The sequence below is a fragment of the Frigoribacterium sp. Leaf415 genome (assembly GCF_001424645.1).
In the GTDB taxonomy this organism is placed as follows: Bacteria; Actinomycetota; Actinomycetes; order Actinomycetales; family Microbacteriaceae; genus Frigoribacterium.
Genome location: NZ_LMQR01000001.1, coordinates 1,082,318 through 1,100,130 on the forward strand (window position 1 = coordinate 1,082,318; position 17,813 = coordinate 1,100,130).

Sequence of the window (17,813 nt, forward strand, 5' to 3'; positions counted from 1 at the left end):
AGCATCTGAAGGAGCACCGTGTCCGGGCATTCCAAGTGGGCAACGACCAAGCACAAGAAGGCCGTCATCGACAGCCGGCGTGCGAAGTCGTTCGCCAAGCTCATCAAGAACATCGAGGTCGCGGCCAAGCAGGGCGGTGCCGACATGTCCGGCAACCCCACGCTGGTCGACGCCGTCCAGAAGGCCAAGAAGACCTCGGTCCCCAACGACAACATCGACCGCGCCATCAAGCGCGGCGCCGGCCTCAGCGGCGAGAGCGTCGACTACCAGACCATCATGTACGAGGGCTACGGCCCGAACGGCGTCGCCCTGCTGATCGAGTGCCTCACCGACAACAAGAACCGCGCGGCCGCCAACGTGCGCACGGTGATGTCCCGCAACGGTGGCACCATGGCCGACCCCGGCAGCGTGGCCTACAACTTCAGCCGCAAGGGCGTGATCGCGGTCATGAAGACCGGCGACCTCACCGAGGACGACGTCCTCACGGCCGTCCTCGACGCCGGTGCCGAAGAGGTCACCGACCGCGGAGAAGGCTTCGAGATCGTGACCGAGGCCTCCGACCTCGTCCCGGCCCGCTCGGCCCTCCAGGACGCCGGCATCGACTACGACTCGGCCGACATCGAGTTCGTTCCCGGGCTCAAGATCGAGGTCGACCTCGAGACGGCCCGCAAGGTCTTCCGGCTCATCGACGCCCTCGACGACGACGACGACGTGCAGAACGTCTACGCGAACCACGACGTCCCCGCCGACGTCCAGGCCGCGCTCGACGACGAAGAGTAGGTCGTCGCGGTGACGCTCCGGGTGCTCGGCATCGACCCCGGGCTCACCCGGTGCGGGGTCGGGGTCGTCGAGGTAGACGCCCAGCGGCGCGCGACGCTGGTCGACGTGCAGGTCATCCGCACCACCCCCGACCTCGCCCTCGAACTGCGCCTCCTCGCCCTCGGTCGTGGCCTCGAGGCGCTCATCGACGAGCACCGGCCGGACGCCATGGCGATCGAGCGGGTGTTCGCCCAGCAGAACGTCCGCAGCGTCATGGGCGTCGCCCAGGTCAGCGGTCTCGCCCTGCGTGCGGCGGCCGAGCGAGACATTCCCGTCACCCTGCACACACCGTCCGAGGTCAAGGCGGCCGTCACGGGCTACGGGTCGGCCGACAAGAAGCAGGTCGGCGCGATGGTCGCCCGGTTGCTCGGGCTCGCCGAGGCGCCCCGACCGGCGGATGCCGCGGACGCCCTGGCCCTGGCCATCTGCCATGCCTGGCGGGGCGCGCCCGTCGCGGCCCGCGCCTCCTCGGGGTCGCTCACACCGGCCCAGCGAGCGTGGCGCGACGCCGAGAAGTCGGTGCGCACTCCTAGGCTGGGGGCATGATCTCGAGTGTCCGCGGTACCGTCCTGTCCGCGTCCGGCACGTCGGTCGTGGTCGAGGTCGGCGGGGTGGGCCTCCGGGTGTCGGTCACGCCACAACTCGCGTTGACGGTCCGCGTCGGCGAACAGGCGCTCGTGCACACGGCGTTGATCGTCCGCGAAGACGACCTCTCGCTCTTCGGGTTCGCCGAGCGTGAAGAACTCGAGGTCTTCGACCTGCTGCGCAGCGTCACCGGAGTCGGGCCGAAGTCGGCCCAGGGCGTCCTGTCGACGCTCACGCCCCACCAGGTCGCCACCGCCGTGGCGGACGACGACGATGCCGCCTTCCGGCGCGTCTCGGGCATCGGGCCGAAGACGGCCAAGCTGATCGTCCTGTCGTTGGCCGGCAAGCTCGACGTGGCACCGAGTGCACCGACCGTCACGGCCGCGTCCACGACCGCCGCCGACGTGCTCGTCGCGCTGGTCGGGCTCGGCTGGTCCGAGCGCGAGGCCCAGGCCGCGATCGACGCCGTCGTGGCCGACCGGGGCGACGCCGTCGCCGTGGCCGTGCCGCAGCTCCTGCGTGCGTCCCTCGGCCACCTGGGGCCGCAGAAATCCGCCGGGGCCCGCGCGTGAGCGACGACGACCTGACCCGTCCCACCCTCGAGTCCGAGGCCGAATTGGCCTTCGAGGGGGCGTTACGGCCCACCTCGCTCGGCGAGTTCGTCGGGCAGACCAAGGTGCGGGGCCAACTCGAGCTGCTGCTCAAGGCCGCGACGATGCAGGGCCGCACCCCCGACCACATCCTCCTCGCGGGGCCGCCCGGTCTCGGCAAGACGACCCTGGCCATGATCGTGGCCCACGAGGGGTCACGGCCGTTGCGCATGTCGTCGGGGCCGGCGATCCAGCACGCGGGCGACCTGGCCGCCGTCCTCTCCGCCCTCGTGCCGGGCGAGGTCCTCTTCATCGACGAGATCCACCGCATGGCGCGGCCGGCCGAAGAGATGCTGTACCTCGCGATGGAGGACTACCGCATCGACATCATGGTGGGCAAGGGCGCGGGCGCGACCAGCATCCCACTCGAGCTGTCGCCTTTCACGCTCGTGGGCGCGACCACCCGCAGCGGACTGCTGCCGAACCCCCTGCGCGATCGATTCGGCTTCACGGCGCACCTCGAGTTCTACGACGAGGCCGAACTGACCGAGGTCCTCCGTCGGGCGGCCTCGCTGCTCGGCATCGTCATCGACGCTGCCGCCCTGGCCGAGATCGCCGGACGCTGCCGCGGCACGCCCCGCATCGCGAACCGCCTGCTCCGGCGCGTGCGCGACTACGCGCTCGTCCACGGGCGGGACGCCGACCTGACGACCGTGCGCGAGGCACTCGACCTCTACGACGTCGACTCGCTGGGGCTCGACCGCCTCGACCGCGAGGTCGTCCAGACGGTGCTGACCCGTTTCGGCGGCGGGCCCGTCGGCCTCAACACGCTCGCGGTCTCGGTGGGCGAAGAGGCCGACACGATCGAGTCCGTCGTCGAGCCGTTCCTGGTCCGGGTCGGCCTGCTCACCCGCACGCCCCGGGGCCGCATCGCGACTCCCGAGGCCTGGCGGCACTTCGGTCTGGCGCACGCCTCAGGGGCGCTCTTCGGCGATGACCTATAATTCCTCCAGGTCCGAGGCCGTCGCTCGCTGAAGCGAGTCCCGCTCGGCCCACACCCCCAACAGCGAAAGGGAGTTCCGCATGGATCCCGCAACCCTCATCATGGTCCTCCTCCTGGTGGTCCTCGTGTTCTTCATGTTCCGCAACAAGAAGAAGCGCGACCGTCAGCAGGCCGAACTGCAGAACAAGCTCGTCCCCGGCGTCGAGGTCATGCTGTCGTTCGGCGTGTACGGCACCGTCGTATCCATCGACGACGAGAACAACGTGGCCGAGGTCGAGGTCTCGCCCGGCACGGTCCTCAAGGTCCACCGTCAGACCCTGGGTCGCGTCGTCGAGCCGGTCATCGACGAGCCCGTCACCGACGACGCCGACTCGCTGACCGAGGGCAGCACCGAGCACGACCGCGTCATCGGCGACGCGCCCGAGTTCGGTGAGCGCGCCACGTCCGCACCGGTCGACTCGACCGTCACCAAAGACACCGACAACAAGGCCTGACCTGACGACCGTCCCGACCGCCTGGCGCGGTCGGGTCCGATCCACGGCGCGCGCTCCGGGTGGGCGCGCGCTCCCATGAGAAAGCAGAGTTCCTCCGTGGCACGCTCGACGCCGGTGAAGAAAGCAATACGATCCCTGACCTGGTTGTTGGTCATCATCGCCGGCCTCACGGCCCTGAACGGCACGGCCACGTTCCTCAACGACTCCGGTCGTGACGGCTGGTGGAACGGTGCCAGCTGGGTGCCCGAACTCGCCCTCGACCTGCAGGGTGGGACGCAGATCACCCTCGCGGCCCAGCTCCAGAGCGGCGAGACGGTGTCGTCCCAGCAGCTCGACCAGGCCGTCACGATCATCCGGCAGCGCATCGACTCGGCCGGCGTCTCGGAATCCGAGATCACCAAGCAGGGCACGCAGAACATCGTCGTCTCCATCCCGGGGCGACCCGACAACGCGACCCTCGAGCGCATCGAGGCGTCGGCCAAGCTGACCTTCCGCCCCGTGCTCTACACCGAGGCCGTGTCGAACGCCGCGGTCGGCGGAGAAGGCGACGGTGCCACGGCCAGCCCGACCGCCACGCCGTACACTCCCAACCCCGACCTCGAGAGCACGCCGACGGCGTCCCCGACGAACGCGTCCGACCTGTCCTGGATCACCCCTCAGCTCGCAGACCTCTACCAGAACTACGACTGCGCAGCCGAGAACGACCTCGCCACGGCCCGTGACGACGAGCCGCTCGTGACCTGCTCCACCGACGGCACGGCCAAGTACATCCTCGGTCCGGTCGAGGTGCAGGGCTCCGACATCAGCGACGCCACTAACGGCCTCGCCGCCGACTCGCAGGGCAACTCGACGAACACCTGGGCCGTCAACCTCGAGTTCGACGGTCAGGGCACCGACCGGTTCTCCGAGGTCACCTCGCGCCTCGTCTCGTTGCAGGCGCCGCAGAACCAGTTCGCCGTGACCCTCGACAACAAGGTCATCACGGCTCCCTCCGCCAACGCCGCCATCACCGACGGCCGGGCCCAGATCACGGGCCAGTTCACGCAGGACTCCTCGAAGACCCTCGCCGACCAGCTGAAGTTCGGCGCCCTGCCGCTGAGCTTCTCGGTCCAGAGCAACGAGACGATCACCGCGACCCTGGGGCAGACCCAGTTGATCAGCGGTCTGATCGCCGGGCTCATCGGTCTGATCCTGGTCGTCATCTACTCGCTCATCCAGTACCGGGCTCTCGCGTTCGTGACGGTCCTGTCGCTCGTCATCGCCGCGGTCCTCACCTACCTCGTGATCGCCATCCTGTCCTGGCGCGAGGGTTACCGTCTCTCGCTCGCGGGAGTGACGGGTCTGATCGTGGCGATCGGCATCACGGCCGACTCCTTCATCGTCTACTTCGAACGCATCCGGGACGAACTGCGAGACGGCCGCATCCTCGAGAGCGCCGTCGAATCGGGCTGGAAGCGCGCCATCCGCACCATCGTCGCCTCCGACACGGTCAACTTCCTGGCGGCCATCACGCTCTTCATCCTCGCCGTGGGCAACGTCAAGGGCTTCGCGCTCACCCTGGGCATCACCACGGTGATCGACCTCATCGTCGTCTCGCTGTTCACGCACCCCATGCTCCAACTGATCGCCCGGACGCGGTTCTTCGGCGAGGGGCACTCGTTCAGCGGGCTCAACCCCCGTGCCCTCGGCGCCGTCTACCGTGGGCGGGCGCAGTTCCGCACGCCGGCCGTCGCCGGCCGCAAGGGAGCGGGCGGCCGCGAGGCCGTCAAGCGTCAGACCATCGCCGAGCGCAAAGCCGCCGAGAAGAACACCGAGCGCGTCGACACGTCGACCGCCGGTGAAGGGAAGAAGGACTCCTGATGGCCAGTTTCTCGAAGTTCGGCAACGACCTGTACACGGGTGCCCGGTCGTACGACATCGTCGGTCACCGCCGCCGCTGGTACTGGATCGCGGCCCTCGTCATCCTCATCTCGGTCACCGTCCCGTTCCTCCGTGGGGGCTTCCACTTCGGCATCGAGTTCACGGGCGGTTCGGAGTTCCAGATCGCACAGCCGGCCGAGCTGGACCAGGACGTCGCCTCGGCGACCGTCGACGAGGTCGTACCGGGGTCGAACCCCCGGGTCACCCAGGTGGGCACCGACACGATCCGCGTGCAGACCTCGCAGCTCGAGGCCGCCCAGACGAACGACGTGGCGGCAGCCCTGGCCACGGCGTACGACGTCCCCGACGACCGGGTCACCTCGTCCTTCATCGGTGCCTCGTGGGGCGCCGACATCACGAGCCAGGCCATCAAGGGGCTCGTGATCTTCCTGATCCTCGCCGCGATCGGCATGACGCTCTACTTCCGCACCTGGAAGATGTCGCTGGCGGCCATGGCCGCCCTGCTGCACGACCTCGTCCTCACCGCGGGCATCTACGGCATCGTCGGTTTCGAGGTCACCCCGGCGGCGGTCATCGGCTTCCTGACGATCCTCGGCTACTCGCTCTACGACACCGTGGTGGTGTTCGACAAGATCAGAGAGAACACGACCGAAGACGGCGAGGGTTCACGACGCACGTTCGGGCAGTCCGTGAACCTGGCGGTCAACCAGACGCTCGTCCGGTCCATCAACACGTCCGTCGTGGCGCTCCTCCCCGTCGCGGCCATCTTGTTCATCGGCGCGTTCGTCCTCGGAGCCGGCACGCTCCGCGACATCTCGCTCGCCCTGTTCATCGGCATCCTGGTCGGCACCTACTCGACGATCTTCATCGCCTCGCCTCTGTACGCCACCCTTCGCCTCCGTGAGCCCGACATCGCCAAGCGGGACGCCCGGAAGCTCGAGGCACAAAAGACCGAGCCGCTCACCGTCGACGAGACGGTGGGCGCATGATCGGCGACGACCGCCGACCCGAGATCGGGGCCGACGCCGCCATCGACGCCCTGGCCGAGGGCACCTACCTGCTCGACGTCCGAGAGCGACACGAGTGGGATGACGCGCACGCGCCCGGTGCGACGCTGATCCCGCTCTCCGAGCTGAACGATCGGGTCGACGAGGTCCCCACGGACCGTCCCGTCCTCGTCGTCTGCCACTCCGGCATGCGCTCGGCCCGCGCGACGGACGCCCTCCGCGGGATCGGTGTGGACGCCCGGAACGTCGTCGGCGGGATGCTCGCCTGGCGTGACGCCGGCGGAGGGGTCGTGGCGAGCGACGACCACCACGTGTCGTCGGCCGACTGACGGCCGGCGGGTACCCTTGACCCCACGGAGTCCACGTCCGACCATGACGGCCGGCGTCGTCACTCCGACCCGAGAGAACGAGGTGCTGCCGTGACCGAGATCACCACACGGAACAACTCCGCACCGTCCGAGGTGCCCGGCGGTCAGAACACGGCCTCGTTGCGCACGCTCCTGCCCCGTCTCTTCTCTCGGAGCCAACCGGCGGGTGCCGTCGACCGGTTGATCAAGACGGTGCGCATGCACCATCCCAAGGCCGACATCGTCCTCATCGAGCGGGCGTACTCGGTCGCCGAGAAGGCCCACACGGGTCAACTCCGCAAGAGCGGCGAGCCCTACATCACGCACCCGGTCGCCGTGGCGCAGATCCTCGCCGATCTGGGCATCGGTTCCAAGACCATCGCGGCCGCGCTCCTCCACGACACCGTCGAGGACACCGACTACACGCTGGCCATGCTGCAGCGCGACTTCGGCGACGAGATCGCGATGCTGGTCGACGGGGTCACCAAACTCGACAAGCTCAAATACGGCGACAGCGCGCAGGCCGAGACCGTCCGCAAGATGGTCGTCGCCATGTCGAAAGACATCCGGGTGCTCGTCATCAAGTTGGCCGACAGACTGCACAACGCGCGAACCTGGGGCTTCGTCGAGTCGGCGTCGGCCACGCGCAAGGCCACCGAGACCCTCGAGATCTACGCGCCCTTGGCCCACCGACTCGGCATCCAGACCATCAAGTGGGAGCTCGAGGACCTCTCGTTCGCCGTTCTCCACCCCAAGCTCTACGTCGAGATCGACAACCTGGTCAAGCAGCGCACGCCGCAACGCGAGCAGTTCGTCCAGAACGTCATCAACGCCGTCAAGTCCGACCTCAAGTCGACGAAGATCCGCGGCGACGTCATGGGTCGACCCAAGCAGTACTACTCGATCTACCAGAAGATGATCGTCCGGGGTCGCGAGTTCGACGAGATCTACGACCTCGTCGGCATCCGCATCCTCGTCAACTCGCTCCGGGACTGCTACGCCGTGCTGGGGTCGATCCATGCCCGGTGGAATCCCATCCCCGGCCGTTTCAAGGACTACATCGCGACGCCGAAGTTCAACCTGTACCAGTCGTTGCACACGACCGTGATCGGGCCCAAGGGGCGACCCGTCGAGATCCAGATCCGGACCCACGAGATGCACCAGCGGGCCGAGTTCGGCGTGGCCGCCCACTGGAAGTACAAGCAGCGCATGAACGGCGGGCGGGACGACCAGGGCGGAGCCAAGACCGAGACCGACATGGCCTGGCTCGCGCACATCTCGGACTGGCAGGCCGAGACCGCCGATCCCAGCGAGTTCCTCGACAGCCTCCGGTTCGAGATCGGCGCCAAGGAGGTCTACGTCTTCACGCCCCAGGGCAAGGTGATCGGCCTTCCGTCGGGTGCCACCCCGGTCGACTTCGCCTACGCGGTGCACACGGAGGTCGGCCACCGCACCATGGGAGCGAAGGTCAACGGGCGACTCGTGCCACTCGAGAGCGTCCTGTCGAGCGGTGACGTCGTCGAGGTCTTCACCTCCAAGAACCCCGACTCCGGGCCGAGTCAGGACTGGCTCGCCTTCGTCAAGAGCCCCCGCGCCCGGAACAAGATCCGCCAGTGGTTCACGAAAGAGCGCCGCGACGAGGCCATGGAGCAGGGCAAGGACGCCATCGCCCGGGCCATGCGGAAGCAGAACCTGCCGCTGCAGAAGCTGATGACGCAGGACAGCATCGCCGAAGTCGCCGCCACGATGCGGTACGACGACGTGTCGAGCCTCTACGCGGCCGTCGGCGAGGGCCACATCTCCACCCAGTCCGTCATCGAGAAGATCCTCGCGGCGGTCCACACGCAGACCGAGGTCGACGAGGGCGAGTTCGAGTTCCCCAGCCAGGGTCGGGCCCGGCCGCTGCGCAACAGCGACTCGGGCGTGCTGGTCCGTGGGGCGCCCGACATCTTGGTGAAGCTCGCCAAGTGCTGCACGCCGGTGCCCGGCGACCAGATCGTCGGATTCGTGACCCGTGGTCAGGGCGTCAGCGTCCACCAGGCCAACTGTCACAACGTCCAGGGTCTGCTGAAAGAGCCCGAACGGATGATCGAGGTCGAGTGGGCCCCGTCGTCGAAGAGCGTCTTCATGGTGCAGATCCAGATCGAAGCCCTCGATCGCAGCGGATTGCTGTCGGACGTGACCCGCGTGCTCTCGGAGCACCACGTGAACATCCTCTCCGCGACGGTGTCCACCTCCACCGAACGGCTCGCTCTCAGTCGGTTCGTGTTCGAGATGGGTGACACCACGCACCTCGACCGCGTCCTGAACGCCGTCCGACGCATCGACGCCGTGTACGACGTCTACCGGGTCAGCGCCGGCTGAGTCACGATCGTTGCCGCCCGACGGGGCGGGTGTGCGTCGTCTCGAGGTGACTCGTCACCCATCTGCGTGGAGGCATCGCCCGCACAGACCCGACCGAGGCGCTCGACTGTCCGTGCTCGGTGGGGGAGCCGCCCGCGTCGATCGAGGACGGCGACCGCATCGGCGCTCGTGACGCCCTGCTGAGTCGACACGTCCCGTGCGGCCGTCTCGTCCTGTGGCGTCCAGTCCTCGCGGCGTGCGAGATCGACCACGGTCCGGGCCGGCGTCGTGACCGCCACACCGTGGACGGTGACGATCTCGTCGTCGTCGATGACGACCTGTCGGATCACCGAACCCCGGCCTCGGTGTTTCACTCTCGCCGGCGACACCACCAGCCCGGAGTGGGGGAGTGGCGCCGGCCCTCGCGCTCCCCAGACCCAGGCGGCCGTCCGCTCGGCGGCGACGACTCCGGCCCCGAGGGCGAACCCCACCGCGATGGCTCGACCGACGTGGTCGTCGATCTCGGCGATGCTGCGCCACGAATCACCGACGGCGTAGACCTGGCCGTCCAGCGCTGCCGCCCGGAGTTCGGTTTCAGGCAGGTCGTCGTCCGTCAGGACCAGGGGGAGTCGCACAGGCATGTGCCCACCCTGGCCGACCCCGCCCGAGACGACGAACCGCCCGACCCTCCCTGTGGAGAATCGGACGGTTCATGACGTCGGTGGGCGACGGGCCGGTGGCGGTCAACCGATGGCGTCGAGCCAGACCTTTCGGGCGTCGAGGGCTTCACGAGCCTCTTTCACCCGACGCGCGTCGCCGCTCGCCTCGGCCGTCGCGAGCTCGTCCTCGAGCTTGCCGATGGCATCGTGCAGCTGGCTCGCGAGCCCCTGGGATCGTGCCTGACGCTCGGGGTTGTTCTTCTCCCAGAACTGCTCGTCGAGTTGGCGCACGTGGGATTCGACCTTGCGGAGGCGGTCCTCGACGACCCGGACCTGCTCACGGGGAACGCGACCGATCTCGTCCCACCGCAGCTGGATCGAGGTGAGGGCCTCTCGGGCCGGAACCCGATCCGTGACCGTCAGGATCTTCTCGGCCTCGGTGAGCAACTCGAGCTTCAGCTCGAGGTTGCCTTCGTATTCGGCAGCGTCCTGGGCGACGACCTCGGACTTGGCGGCGTAGAGCACGTCGCCTGCCCGCTTGAACTTCGCCCACAGGGCGTCGTCGTACTTCTTGCCGGCGCGTCCGGCGCGCTTCCAGTCGTCGAGCAGCCCCCGGTAGGCGGGGATGCCGTCGACGCCCTTCGGCGCGAGGGCCTCGGCCGACTCGACGAGGGCCTGTTTGCGCTGACGGGCGTCACGGTGCGTGGCGTCGAGGTCGGCGTAGAAGGCCTTGCGGTGCTGGTCGATCGTCGTGCGCGCGGCACGGAAGCGCTTCCAGAGGTCGTTGCCCTCGCCCTTCGGGATGCGGGGACCGTCCTGCTGGTGCTTCTGCCAGCGGGCGAAGATGTCGTCGATGCTGGCCGTCACCTGCTTCCACTGCACGCGGGCGGGGTCCTGGGCGGCGAGGGTCTCGGCCTCCACGACGAGCGCGGTGCGATAGGCGACCGCCTCGGTCAGGGCCTTCTGCGCCTCGGCGCTCTGCTGCTGCGTGAGCTCGTCGACCGTCGAGTCGAGTGCCGAGACACGAGCACGGAGGGCCTCGAGGTCACCGACCGCGCTCGGTTCGACGAGTTGCTCACGCAGGTGGGTGACGGTCTTGACGACGTCGCCCGCCGATGCGCCGCGCTTGATCCGCTGCTCGAGCAACGTCACCTGCCCGGCGAGCTCGACGAACTTGCGCTCGTAGTACGCCAGTGCCTCGGCAGGCGTCGCGTCCGGGTACTGCCCCACCGCGCGTTCGCCGTCGCCCTCGCGGAGGTAGACCGTGCCGTCGTCGTCGACGCGGCCCCAGGGTGCCTGATCGTCAGTAGCCACTTTTATCCCTTGCTGAAAGTGCTCGTCGCGGAACCAGGACAGGCCACCGCGATGGGTGCCCAGCCTATTGCACGGCGGGCCGCGGCGGACTACTCGATCGTGGCGCCCGTGATCGTGGTCGCCACGACGGGGGCACCGTCGGTCTCGCTCGAGCCGGGCGTGAGGCCCGCGTCCGTGATCTGGGCCTCGAGCTGGTCGAGTCCGCTCGTGACCCGTCCGACAACGGTGTAGCCGCCCGTCGAGCCGTCGAGGGTCGTGTCTCCGTAGGTGATGAAGAACTGCGTCGACTGCGAGTACGGGTCGGTGCTGCGAGCCATGGCGATCGTCCCGGTCGGGTACACGCCGTCCGTGGGGACGTTCTCGAGCGGGCCGAAGGTGAAGCCGGCGTCGCCCGTCCCGTCGCCGTTGGCCGAGCCGCACTGGATGAACTTCGCCGTCGCGGCATCGCTCATGCGGTGGCAGGTCGTGCCCGTGTAGAAGCCCTTCTGGATCAGGTCGATGACGACGCTCGCCGCCTGGGGGGCCTTCACCCCGTCCAGTTCGATCCCGAGGTCGACGCCGTCGTTGAGCGTCAGCCCGCCGGTCCAGGTGCGGCCCTCGGCGATCGACTCGCTGGGCACGTCGCCGACGTTCTCGCCTGCGGCGGGCGTCGAGGAGGCGCTGGGCACGTCCGAAGGAGTCGCCACGGGGGCACCGGGCCCGCTCGTCGACCAGAAGACCTGCGACACGGCCGCGAGTCCGACCACGACCACGACGGCGGTCACGGCGAGGACGTTGTCCCGACGACGCCGGGCGACCTGCATGGCGTGCACCTGCTGACGAGCGGTGTACCTGCGGAGCCGGTCTCGGTTCTCACGGTCCGGGTTCTTGCTCGGTGCCACGGGTCCTCCAGCTCGGTGATGTCCAGCCTGCACTGTATCGGAGGGCCGGTCTAGCATGGGTCACCATGAGCCCGCTCCCGCAGAGCTCGACCCCTCTCGCGGTCCGCATGCGTCCCACCACCCTCGACGAGGTCGCCGGCCAACGGCACCTGCTGCGGCCCGGCTCGCCCCTGGTCACCCTGGCGTCCGACACGGGTGCCGACCAAGGTGCGGTCTCCGTCATCCTCTGGGGTCCGCCGGGCACGGGCAAGACGACCCTCGCGCAAGCCATCGCACGCAGTTCGGGGCGACAGTTCATCGAGCTGTCCGCCGTGACCGCCGGCGTCAAGGACGTCCGACAGGTGATGGAGAAGGCCCTGTCGAACCGTGACCTCTACGGCACGACGACGGTGCTCTTCCTCGACGAGATCCATCGCTTCACCAAGGCGCAGCAGGACGCTCTGTTGCCGGGCGTCGAGAACGGCTGGGTCATCCTCATCGCCGCCACGACCGAGAACCCCTCGTTCTCGGTCATCACGCCGTTGCTGTCCCGCTCGCTGTTGCTGACCCTCGAACAGCTCAGCGACGACGACCTGGCCCAGCTGGTGCAACGAGCGGTCGTCGACCCCCGCGGTCTCGACGGAGCCGTCCGGCTCGACGACGAGGCCCTGGCCACGATCGTCCGGCTGGCCTCGGGCGATGCACGACGTGCGCTCACGGCGCTCGAGGCGTCCGCCCAGTCGGCGTGGGCCACGAAGCTCGAGGCCGACGCGGTGCCGACCGCCTCGCCCGACGACGCGGCCGACGCCGACTTCGACCCCGACGCCGAGTACGACGAGACCGATCCCGACGACGACCGCCCCGCGATCACGTCCGAGATCGTCGCCCAGTCGGTCGACCGCGCCCTGCTGCGGTACGACCGCAACGGGGACGAGCACTACGACGTCATCAGCGCCTTCATCAAGTCGATCCGGGGGTCCGACGTCGACGCGGCGCTCCACTACCTCGCCCGGATGATCGAGGCGGGCGAGGACCCGCGCTTCATCTGCCGACGGATCATCGTGTCGGCCGGCGAGGACATCGGAATAGCGGACCCGAACGCGCTGACCGTGGCGGTCTCGGCCGCGACCGCCGTGCAGATGATCGGCATGCCCGAGGGCCGCATCCCCATGGCCGAGGCCGTCGTCTACCTGGCGACCGCGCCCAAGTCGAACCGGTCCTACTCCGCGCTCGACGCCGCCATCGCCGACGTCCGGGCCGGCAAGGCGGGCCGCGTGCCCAAGCACCTGCGCGACGCCCATTACCCCGGGGCCAGACGCCTGGGGCACGGGAAGGGCTACCGTTACGCCCACGACTCCGAGTTCGGGGTGGTCGAGCAGCAGTACCTCCCCGACGAACTCGTCGGCCACGAGTACTACGACCCCACCGCCAACGGCAACGAGCGCGACGTGGCGGCGCGCCTCGAGAAGCTGCGCCGCATCACGCGGGGGCACTGACGGCACGATCGACGCGCTGCTCGCATCCGTCCCCGGGCTCCTGTATGCTCGGGTGGTTGCCTGTTCTCGGGCGTCGACGCGCGGCTGCTGACGACGACCCGATCAAGGTGCGACGACCTGTAGCCGGTCGCCACCGCGGCACTCACCCCTCTTGTTACGCCGCTCGGCGCTCGCGCGCTGGGGCGGTCCATGACGAACCACCGACAAGAAAAAGGAACAAGTGTCCACCAAGTCACGTACCCGCAGCAAGACCCGTCTCTCGCGTGCCCTCGGCATCGCGCTGACCCCGAAGGCCGCTCGCTACCTCGAGAAGCGCCCTTACGCTCCCGGTGAGCACGGTCGCACCAAGCGCAAGACCGACAGCGACTACGCCGTCCGCCTGCGTGAGAAGCAGCGCCTGCGCGCCCAGTACGGCATCCGCGAGGCCCAGCTCAAGATCGTCTTCAACGAGGCTCGCAAGGCCTCGGGCCTGACCGGTGAGAACCTGGTCGAGCTCCTCGAGACCCGTCTCGACGCCCTCGTCCTGCGTGCCGGCTTCGCCCGCACGACGGCCCAGGCCCGTCAGATGGTCGTGCACCGTCACATCCTCGTCGACGGCAAGCTCGTCGACCGCCCCTCGTTCCGCGTCAAGCCGGGTCAGATGATCCACGTGAAAGAGCGCAGCGAGAAGACCGAGCCCTTCCAGGTCGCCGCGGCCGGCGGTCACGTCGACCTGCTGCCCAAGGTGCCCGGCTACCTCGAGGTCGAGATCGACAAGCTGCAGGCCCGCCTCGTGCGCCGCCCGAAGCGCGTCGAGGTCCCGGTGACCTGCGAGGTCCAGCTCGTCGTCGAGTACTACGCCGCGCGCTAGAACTCGTCACCCCGTCAGGAGCGGGCCACGGTCGTGGCCCGCTCCTTTCGCGTTCCCGGGGCCGGGTAAGCTGATGTGTCGTCGCGCTCGCACGTCGCGGCACCAGCCCCAAGAGGAGTCCCCGTGAAGAGCCTGTTCCTGCTCGCCGTCGGTGTCGTCGGCGGTTTCGCCGTCGCCCACCAGTTCAACAAGACACCTCGGGGTCAGCAGTTCTTCGGCGGCCTCGACGGCAACGTGAAGTCGTTCCGCGCTGCCGTGGTCGACGGCTACAAGGCCCGCGAGGCCGAACTGCGCACCGACCGCGACGAGTCCTGAGCGCCCGGCCGCGCCTCCTCGTCCTGACACACGACCAACCCACCCTCGGGAGAACCATGCAGACCGCCGAAATCCGCCGCCGTTGGCTCGACTACTTCGGCGATCGGGGCCACACCGTCGTCCCGTCCGCGTCCCTGGTCAGCGACGACCCGAGCCTCCTCTTCACGGTCGCGGGCATGGTCCCGTTCATCCCGTACCTCACCGGGCTCGTCCCGACGCCGTACCCCCGCGCCACGAGCGTCCAGAAGTGCATCCGCACCAACGACATCGAAGAGGTCGGCAAGACGCCCCGACACGGCACGTTCTTCCAGATGAACGGCAACTTCTCCTTCGGCGACTACTTCAAAGAAGAGGCGATCGGCTACGCCTGGGAGCTCTTGACCTCGAGCGAGGCCGACGGCGGTCTCGCGTTCTCGCCCGGCGACCTGTGGGTGACGGTGTACGAAGAGGACGACGAGGCCATCGCCCTCTGGAAGAAGGTCGCCGGCCTGCCCGACGAGCGCATCCAGCGCCTCGGCAAGGACTCCAACTACTGGCACACCGGTCAGCCCGGGCCCGCGGGGCCGTGCTCCGAGATCTTCTTCGACCGTGGTCCCGCCTACGGCGCCGACGGCGGTCCGGCGACCGACGACGACCGCTACGTCGAGATCTGGAACCTCGTGTTCATGCAGTACCAGATCGAGAACGTCCGCTCGAAGGTCGACTTCGACATCGTGCGCGAACTGCCGAACAAGAACATCGACACCGGCATGGGTCTCGAACGCGTCGCCTTCCTCAAGCAGGGCGTCGACAACATGTACGAGATCGACCAGGTGCGCCCGGTCCTCGACAAGGCCGCCGAGCTGTCCGGGCGGCGTTACGGCGCGGTCCACGACGACGACGTCCGCATGCGGGTCATCGCCGACCACGTCCGTAGCTCGCTCATGCTGATGTCCGACGGCGTACGTCCGTCCAACGAGGGCCGCGGCTACATCCTCCGCCGCCTCCTGCGCCGCACGGTCCGCTCGATGCGACTGCTCGGCGTCGACGGCCCCACGTTCCCCGCGCTCTTCCCCGAGTCCCGCGACGCGATGAAGGCGGCCTACCCCGAGGTCGAGACCGACTACGACCGCATCTCGCGCCTGGCCTACGCCGAGGAGGAGACCTTCCTGCGCACCCTGGCCGCCGGCACGAACATCCTCGACATCGCCGTCGACGACACGAAGCAGCGCGCCTCGGCGGGCACGACCCCGCAGCTGCAGGGCGACACGGCGTTCCTGCTGCACGACACCTTCGGGTTCCCCATCGACCTCACCCTCGAGATCGCGGAAGAGAGCGGCCTGACGGTCGACCGCGAGGCGTTCGACCGGCTGATGTCCGAGCAGCGCGCCCGCGCGAAGGCCGACGCCAAGTCGCGGAAGGTGGCCCTGGCCGACCTGAGCGTCTACAGCGCCTTCCGCGCCCAGGGCGAGACGGTCTTCACGGGATACGACGAGCTCGACACCGAGACCCGCGTGCTCGGCCTGATCGTCGACGGGGCCGACGTCGACCGGGCCGTGGCGGGCGACATCGCCGAGGTCATCCTCGCCGAGACCTCGCTGTACGCCGAGTCCGGTGGACAAGAGGCCGACTCGGGTCGCATCGTCGGCGTGGGCTTCGACCTCGAGGTCCTCGACGTGCAGAAGCCGGTCAAGGGTCTCATCAGCCACCGCGTCCAGGTCACCTCCGGCGAGGTGGGGGTCGGCGACGCGGCGACCAGCGTGGTCGACCCCGCCTACCGCCGGGGCGCGACGCAGGCGCACTCCGCGACGCACCTGATCCACGCCGCCCTCCGAGAGGTGCTCGGCCCCGAGGCGCACCAGGCCGGGTCCTACAACAAGGCCGGCTACATGCGGCTGGACTTCAACTGGAACCAGGCGCTGAGCCCGCAGACACGGTCCGAGATCGAGGAGATCGCCAACAACGCGATCCGCGACGACCTGCAGGTCGTCACCCGCGAGATGCCCCTCGACGACGCCCGCGCCCTGGGTGCCATGGCACTGTTCGGCGAGAAGTACGGCGAGACCGTCCGCATGGTCGACATCGGTGGCCCCTGGTCGCGCGAGCTCTGCGCGGGCACGCACGTCTCCACCAGCTCGCAGGTCGGCCTCATCAACCTCGTCAGCGAGACCTCGGTGGGGTCGACGAACCGCCGCGTCGAGTCGCTCGTCGGCATGGACGCGTTCCGAGAGTTCGCCGCCGAGCGTGCCCTCGTGTCCCAACTGACCTCGTCGCTGAAGACCCCGCGCGATCAGCTGGCCGACCGCATCGGTGATATCGTCACGAGCCTCCGCACGGCCGAGAAGAAGATCGCCGAGTTCGAGTCCGCCCGCCTCGCCACGCGCGTCCCGGCGTTGGCCGAGACGGCGACCTCGATCGGCGACCTCACCGTCGTCGCCGAATCGGTCGGGTCGCTCGGTTCGACCGACGACCTGCGGTCGCTCGCCCTGTCGGTTCGCGAACGCCTCGGCGCCTCCAGCGCGGCGGTCGTCGCCCTGGCAGCGGACGTCGCGGGCAAGCCCGCCGTGATCGTGGCCACCACCGACGGCGCGCGCCGGGCCGGAGTCAAGGCCGGCCGTCTCGCCAAGGGCGCCGCCTCGGCTCTCGGTGGCGGCGGCGGCGGCAAGGACGACCTCGCACAGGGCGGCGGATCCGACGTCTCGGCGATTCCCACCGCGCTGGCCGGCATCGTCGCCGAACTCGGGGCCTGAGGACGGTCGTGCGGCGCGGCGTCCGCATCGGCATCGACGTGGGCAAGGCCCGGGTCGGAGTCGCTCGCACCGACCCGGACGGTCTGCTCGCCACCCCGGTCGAGACGGTCGCGCGTTCCGCCGACGGTGTGGCCGACATCGGTGCCGTCCGCGACCTGGTCGCCGAACTCGATGCGCTCGAGGTGATCGTCGGTCTGCCCATCGCCCTCTCGGGTCGCGACACGGCGTCCACGCAGGACGCGCGGGACTTCGCGGCGGCCATCGCGCAGGCCGTCACGGTGCCCGTCCGTCTCGTCGACGAGCGCCTCTCGACGGTCAGCGCCCAGGGTGCCCTCCGGGCCTCGGGCCGGAAGGGCAAGAGACAACGGTCCGTGATCGACCAAGTGGCCGCTGTTATCATCGTCCAGCACGCGCTCGACCTCGAGCGCTCGAGCGGTCAGCCGCCCGGGCGGGCGGTCGACGTGACCCGAGAGACGGGCGGCGACGTTGCCGCACCCGCCACCGACGAAAGACAGTGATTC

Annotated in this window: 17 protein-coding genes; 14 read left to right on the plus strand and 3 right to left on the minus strand. The window is 69.1% G+C overall.

The window, feature by feature from the left end; genetic code table 11:
• The first annotated feature begins 18 nt into the window (after positions 1 to 18).
• The 9 genes from ASG28_RS04955 to ASG28_RS04995 all read left to right on the plus strand — a co-directional run bounded on the left by ASG28_RS04955 (position 19) and on the right by ASG28_RS04995 (position 9,090).
• Positions 19 to 780: a YebC/PmpR family DNA-binding transcriptional regulator gene (locus tag ASG28_RS04955; protein ID WP_055972661.1), complete on the plus strand. Its 762-nt coding sequence runs from the start codon at positions 19 to 21 to the stop codon at positions 778 to 780.
• A 9-nt stretch (positions 781 to 789) separates the two neighbouring features.
• Positions 790 to 1,365: a crossover junction endodeoxyribonuclease RuvC gene (gene ruvC, locus ASG28_RS04960; protein ID WP_055972664.1), complete on the plus strand. Its 576-nt coding sequence runs from the start codon at positions 790 to 792 to the stop codon at positions 1,363 to 1,365.
• A complete protein-coding gene (gene ruvA, locus ASG28_RS04965; protein ID WP_055972667.1) occupies positions 1,362 to 1,976 on the plus strand; it encodes a Holliday junction branch migration protein RuvA in 615 nt (204 codons plus the stop codon). The genes ruvC and ruvA overlap by 4 nt, the downstream gene beginning before the upstream one ends.
• A complete protein-coding gene (gene ruvB / locus ASG28_RS04970; protein WP_055972670.1) occupies positions 1,973 to 2,998 on the plus strand; it encodes a Holliday junction branch migration DNA helicase RuvB in 1,026 nt (341 codons plus the stop codon). Before ruvA ends, ruvB begins: the two co-directional genes overlap by 4 nt.
• 79 nt (positions 2,999 to 3,077) lie before the next feature.
• Positions 3,078 to 3,491 (plus strand): preprotein translocase subunit YajC, encoded by a 414-nt coding sequence (gene yajC, locus ASG28_RS04975; RefSeq protein WP_055972674.1) that lies wholly within the window; start codon positions 3,078 to 3,080, stop codon positions 3,489 to 3,491.
• Positions 3,492 to 3,587: 96 nt separating this feature from the next.
• Positions 3,588 to 5,351, plus strand: a complete 1,764-nt coding sequence (gene secD, locus ASG28_RS04980) for a protein translocase subunit SecD (RefSeq protein ID WP_055972676.1) — start codon at positions 3,588 to 3,590, stop codon at positions 5,349 to 5,351.
• Complete coding sequence (gene secF, locus ASG28_RS04985; RefSeq protein ID WP_055972679.1) at positions 5,351 to 6,361, plus strand: protein translocase subunit SecF; 1,011 nt, start codon at positions 5,351 to 5,353, stop codon at positions 6,359 to 6,361. The genes secD and secF overlap by 1 nt, the downstream gene beginning before the upstream one ends.
• Positions 6,358 to 6,708, plus strand: a complete 351-nt coding sequence (locus tag ASG28_RS04990; protein WP_055972683.1) for a rhodanese-like domain-containing protein — start codon at positions 6,358 to 6,360, stop codon at positions 6,706 to 6,708. The genes secF and ASG28_RS04990 overlap by 4 nt, the downstream gene beginning before the upstream one ends.
• A gap of 237 nt (positions 6,709 to 6,945) precedes the next feature.
• Complete coding sequence (locus tag ASG28_RS04995; RefSeq protein WP_231567017.1) at positions 6,946 to 9,090, plus strand: RelA/SpoT family protein; 2,145 nt, start codon at positions 6,946 to 6,948, stop codon at positions 9,088 to 9,090.
• Here the strand turns inward: ASG28_RS04995 and ASG28_RS05000 are convergent.
• From ASG28_RS05000 to ASG28_RS05010, 3 genes are all read right to left on the minus strand, one after another.
• Positions 9,069 to 9,560: a type IV toxin-antitoxin system AbiEi family antitoxin gene (locus ASG28_RS05000; RefSeq protein WP_162235701.1), complete on the minus strand. Its 492-nt coding sequence runs from the start codon at positions 9,558 to 9,560 to the stop codon at positions 9,069 to 9,071. The genes ASG28_RS04995 and ASG28_RS05000 overlap by 22 nt on opposite strands.
• A 252-nt stretch (positions 9,561 to 9,812) precedes the next feature.
• The gene (locus tag ASG28_RS05005) at positions 9,813 to 11,042 is read right to left on the minus strand and encodes a DUF349 domain-containing protein (RefSeq protein WP_055972689.1); all 1,230 of its coding nucleotides are present in this window, start codon (positions 11,040 to 11,042) and stop codon (positions 9,813 to 9,815) included.
• Between the two features lie 89 nt (positions 11,043 to 11,131).
• Positions 11,132 to 11,923 (minus strand): peptidylprolyl isomerase, encoded by a 792-nt coding sequence (locus ASG28_RS05010; RefSeq protein WP_082454386.1) that lies wholly within the window; start codon positions 11,921 to 11,923, stop codon positions 11,132 to 11,134.
• Between the two features lie 65 nt (positions 11,924 to 11,988).
• Between ASG28_RS05010 and ASG28_RS05015 the strand changes: the two genes are divergently transcribed.
• The 5 genes from ASG28_RS05015 (at position 11,989) to ruvX (ending at position 17,810) form a co-directional block, all read left to right on the plus strand.
• Positions 11,989 to 13,398: a replication-associated recombination protein A gene (locus ASG28_RS05015; RefSeq protein WP_082454388.1), complete on the plus strand. Its 1,410-nt coding sequence runs from the start codon at positions 11,989 to 11,991 to the stop codon at positions 13,396 to 13,398.
• 220 nt (positions 13,399 to 13,618) lie between these two features.
• Positions 13,619 to 14,248, plus strand: a complete 630-nt coding sequence (rpsD, locus tag ASG28_RS05020) for a 30S ribosomal protein S4 (protein WP_043592736.1) — start codon at positions 13,619 to 13,621, stop codon at positions 14,246 to 14,248.
• 123 nt (positions 14,249 to 14,371) lie between these two features.
• Complete coding sequence (locus ASG28_RS05025) at positions 14,372 to 14,563, plus strand: hypothetical protein (RefSeq protein ID WP_054146050.1); 192 nt, start codon at positions 14,372 to 14,374, stop codon at positions 14,561 to 14,563.
• Positions 14,564 to 14,619: 56 nt separating this feature from the next.
• The gene (alaS, locus tag ASG28_RS05030) at positions 14,620 to 17,292 is read left to right on the plus strand and encodes an alanine--tRNA ligase (RefSeq protein ID WP_055972698.1); all 2,673 of its coding nucleotides are present in this window, start codon (positions 14,620 to 14,622) and stop codon (positions 17,290 to 17,292) included.
• A gap of 8 nt (positions 17,293 to 17,300) precedes the next feature.
• Positions 17,301 to 17,810 (plus strand): Holliday junction resolvase RuvX, encoded by a 510-nt coding sequence (gene ruvX, locus ASG28_RS05035; protein ID WP_055972701.1) that lies wholly within the window; start codon positions 17,301 to 17,303, stop codon positions 17,808 to 17,810.
• The last annotated feature ends 3 nt before the right edge of the window (positions 17,811 to 17,813 follow it).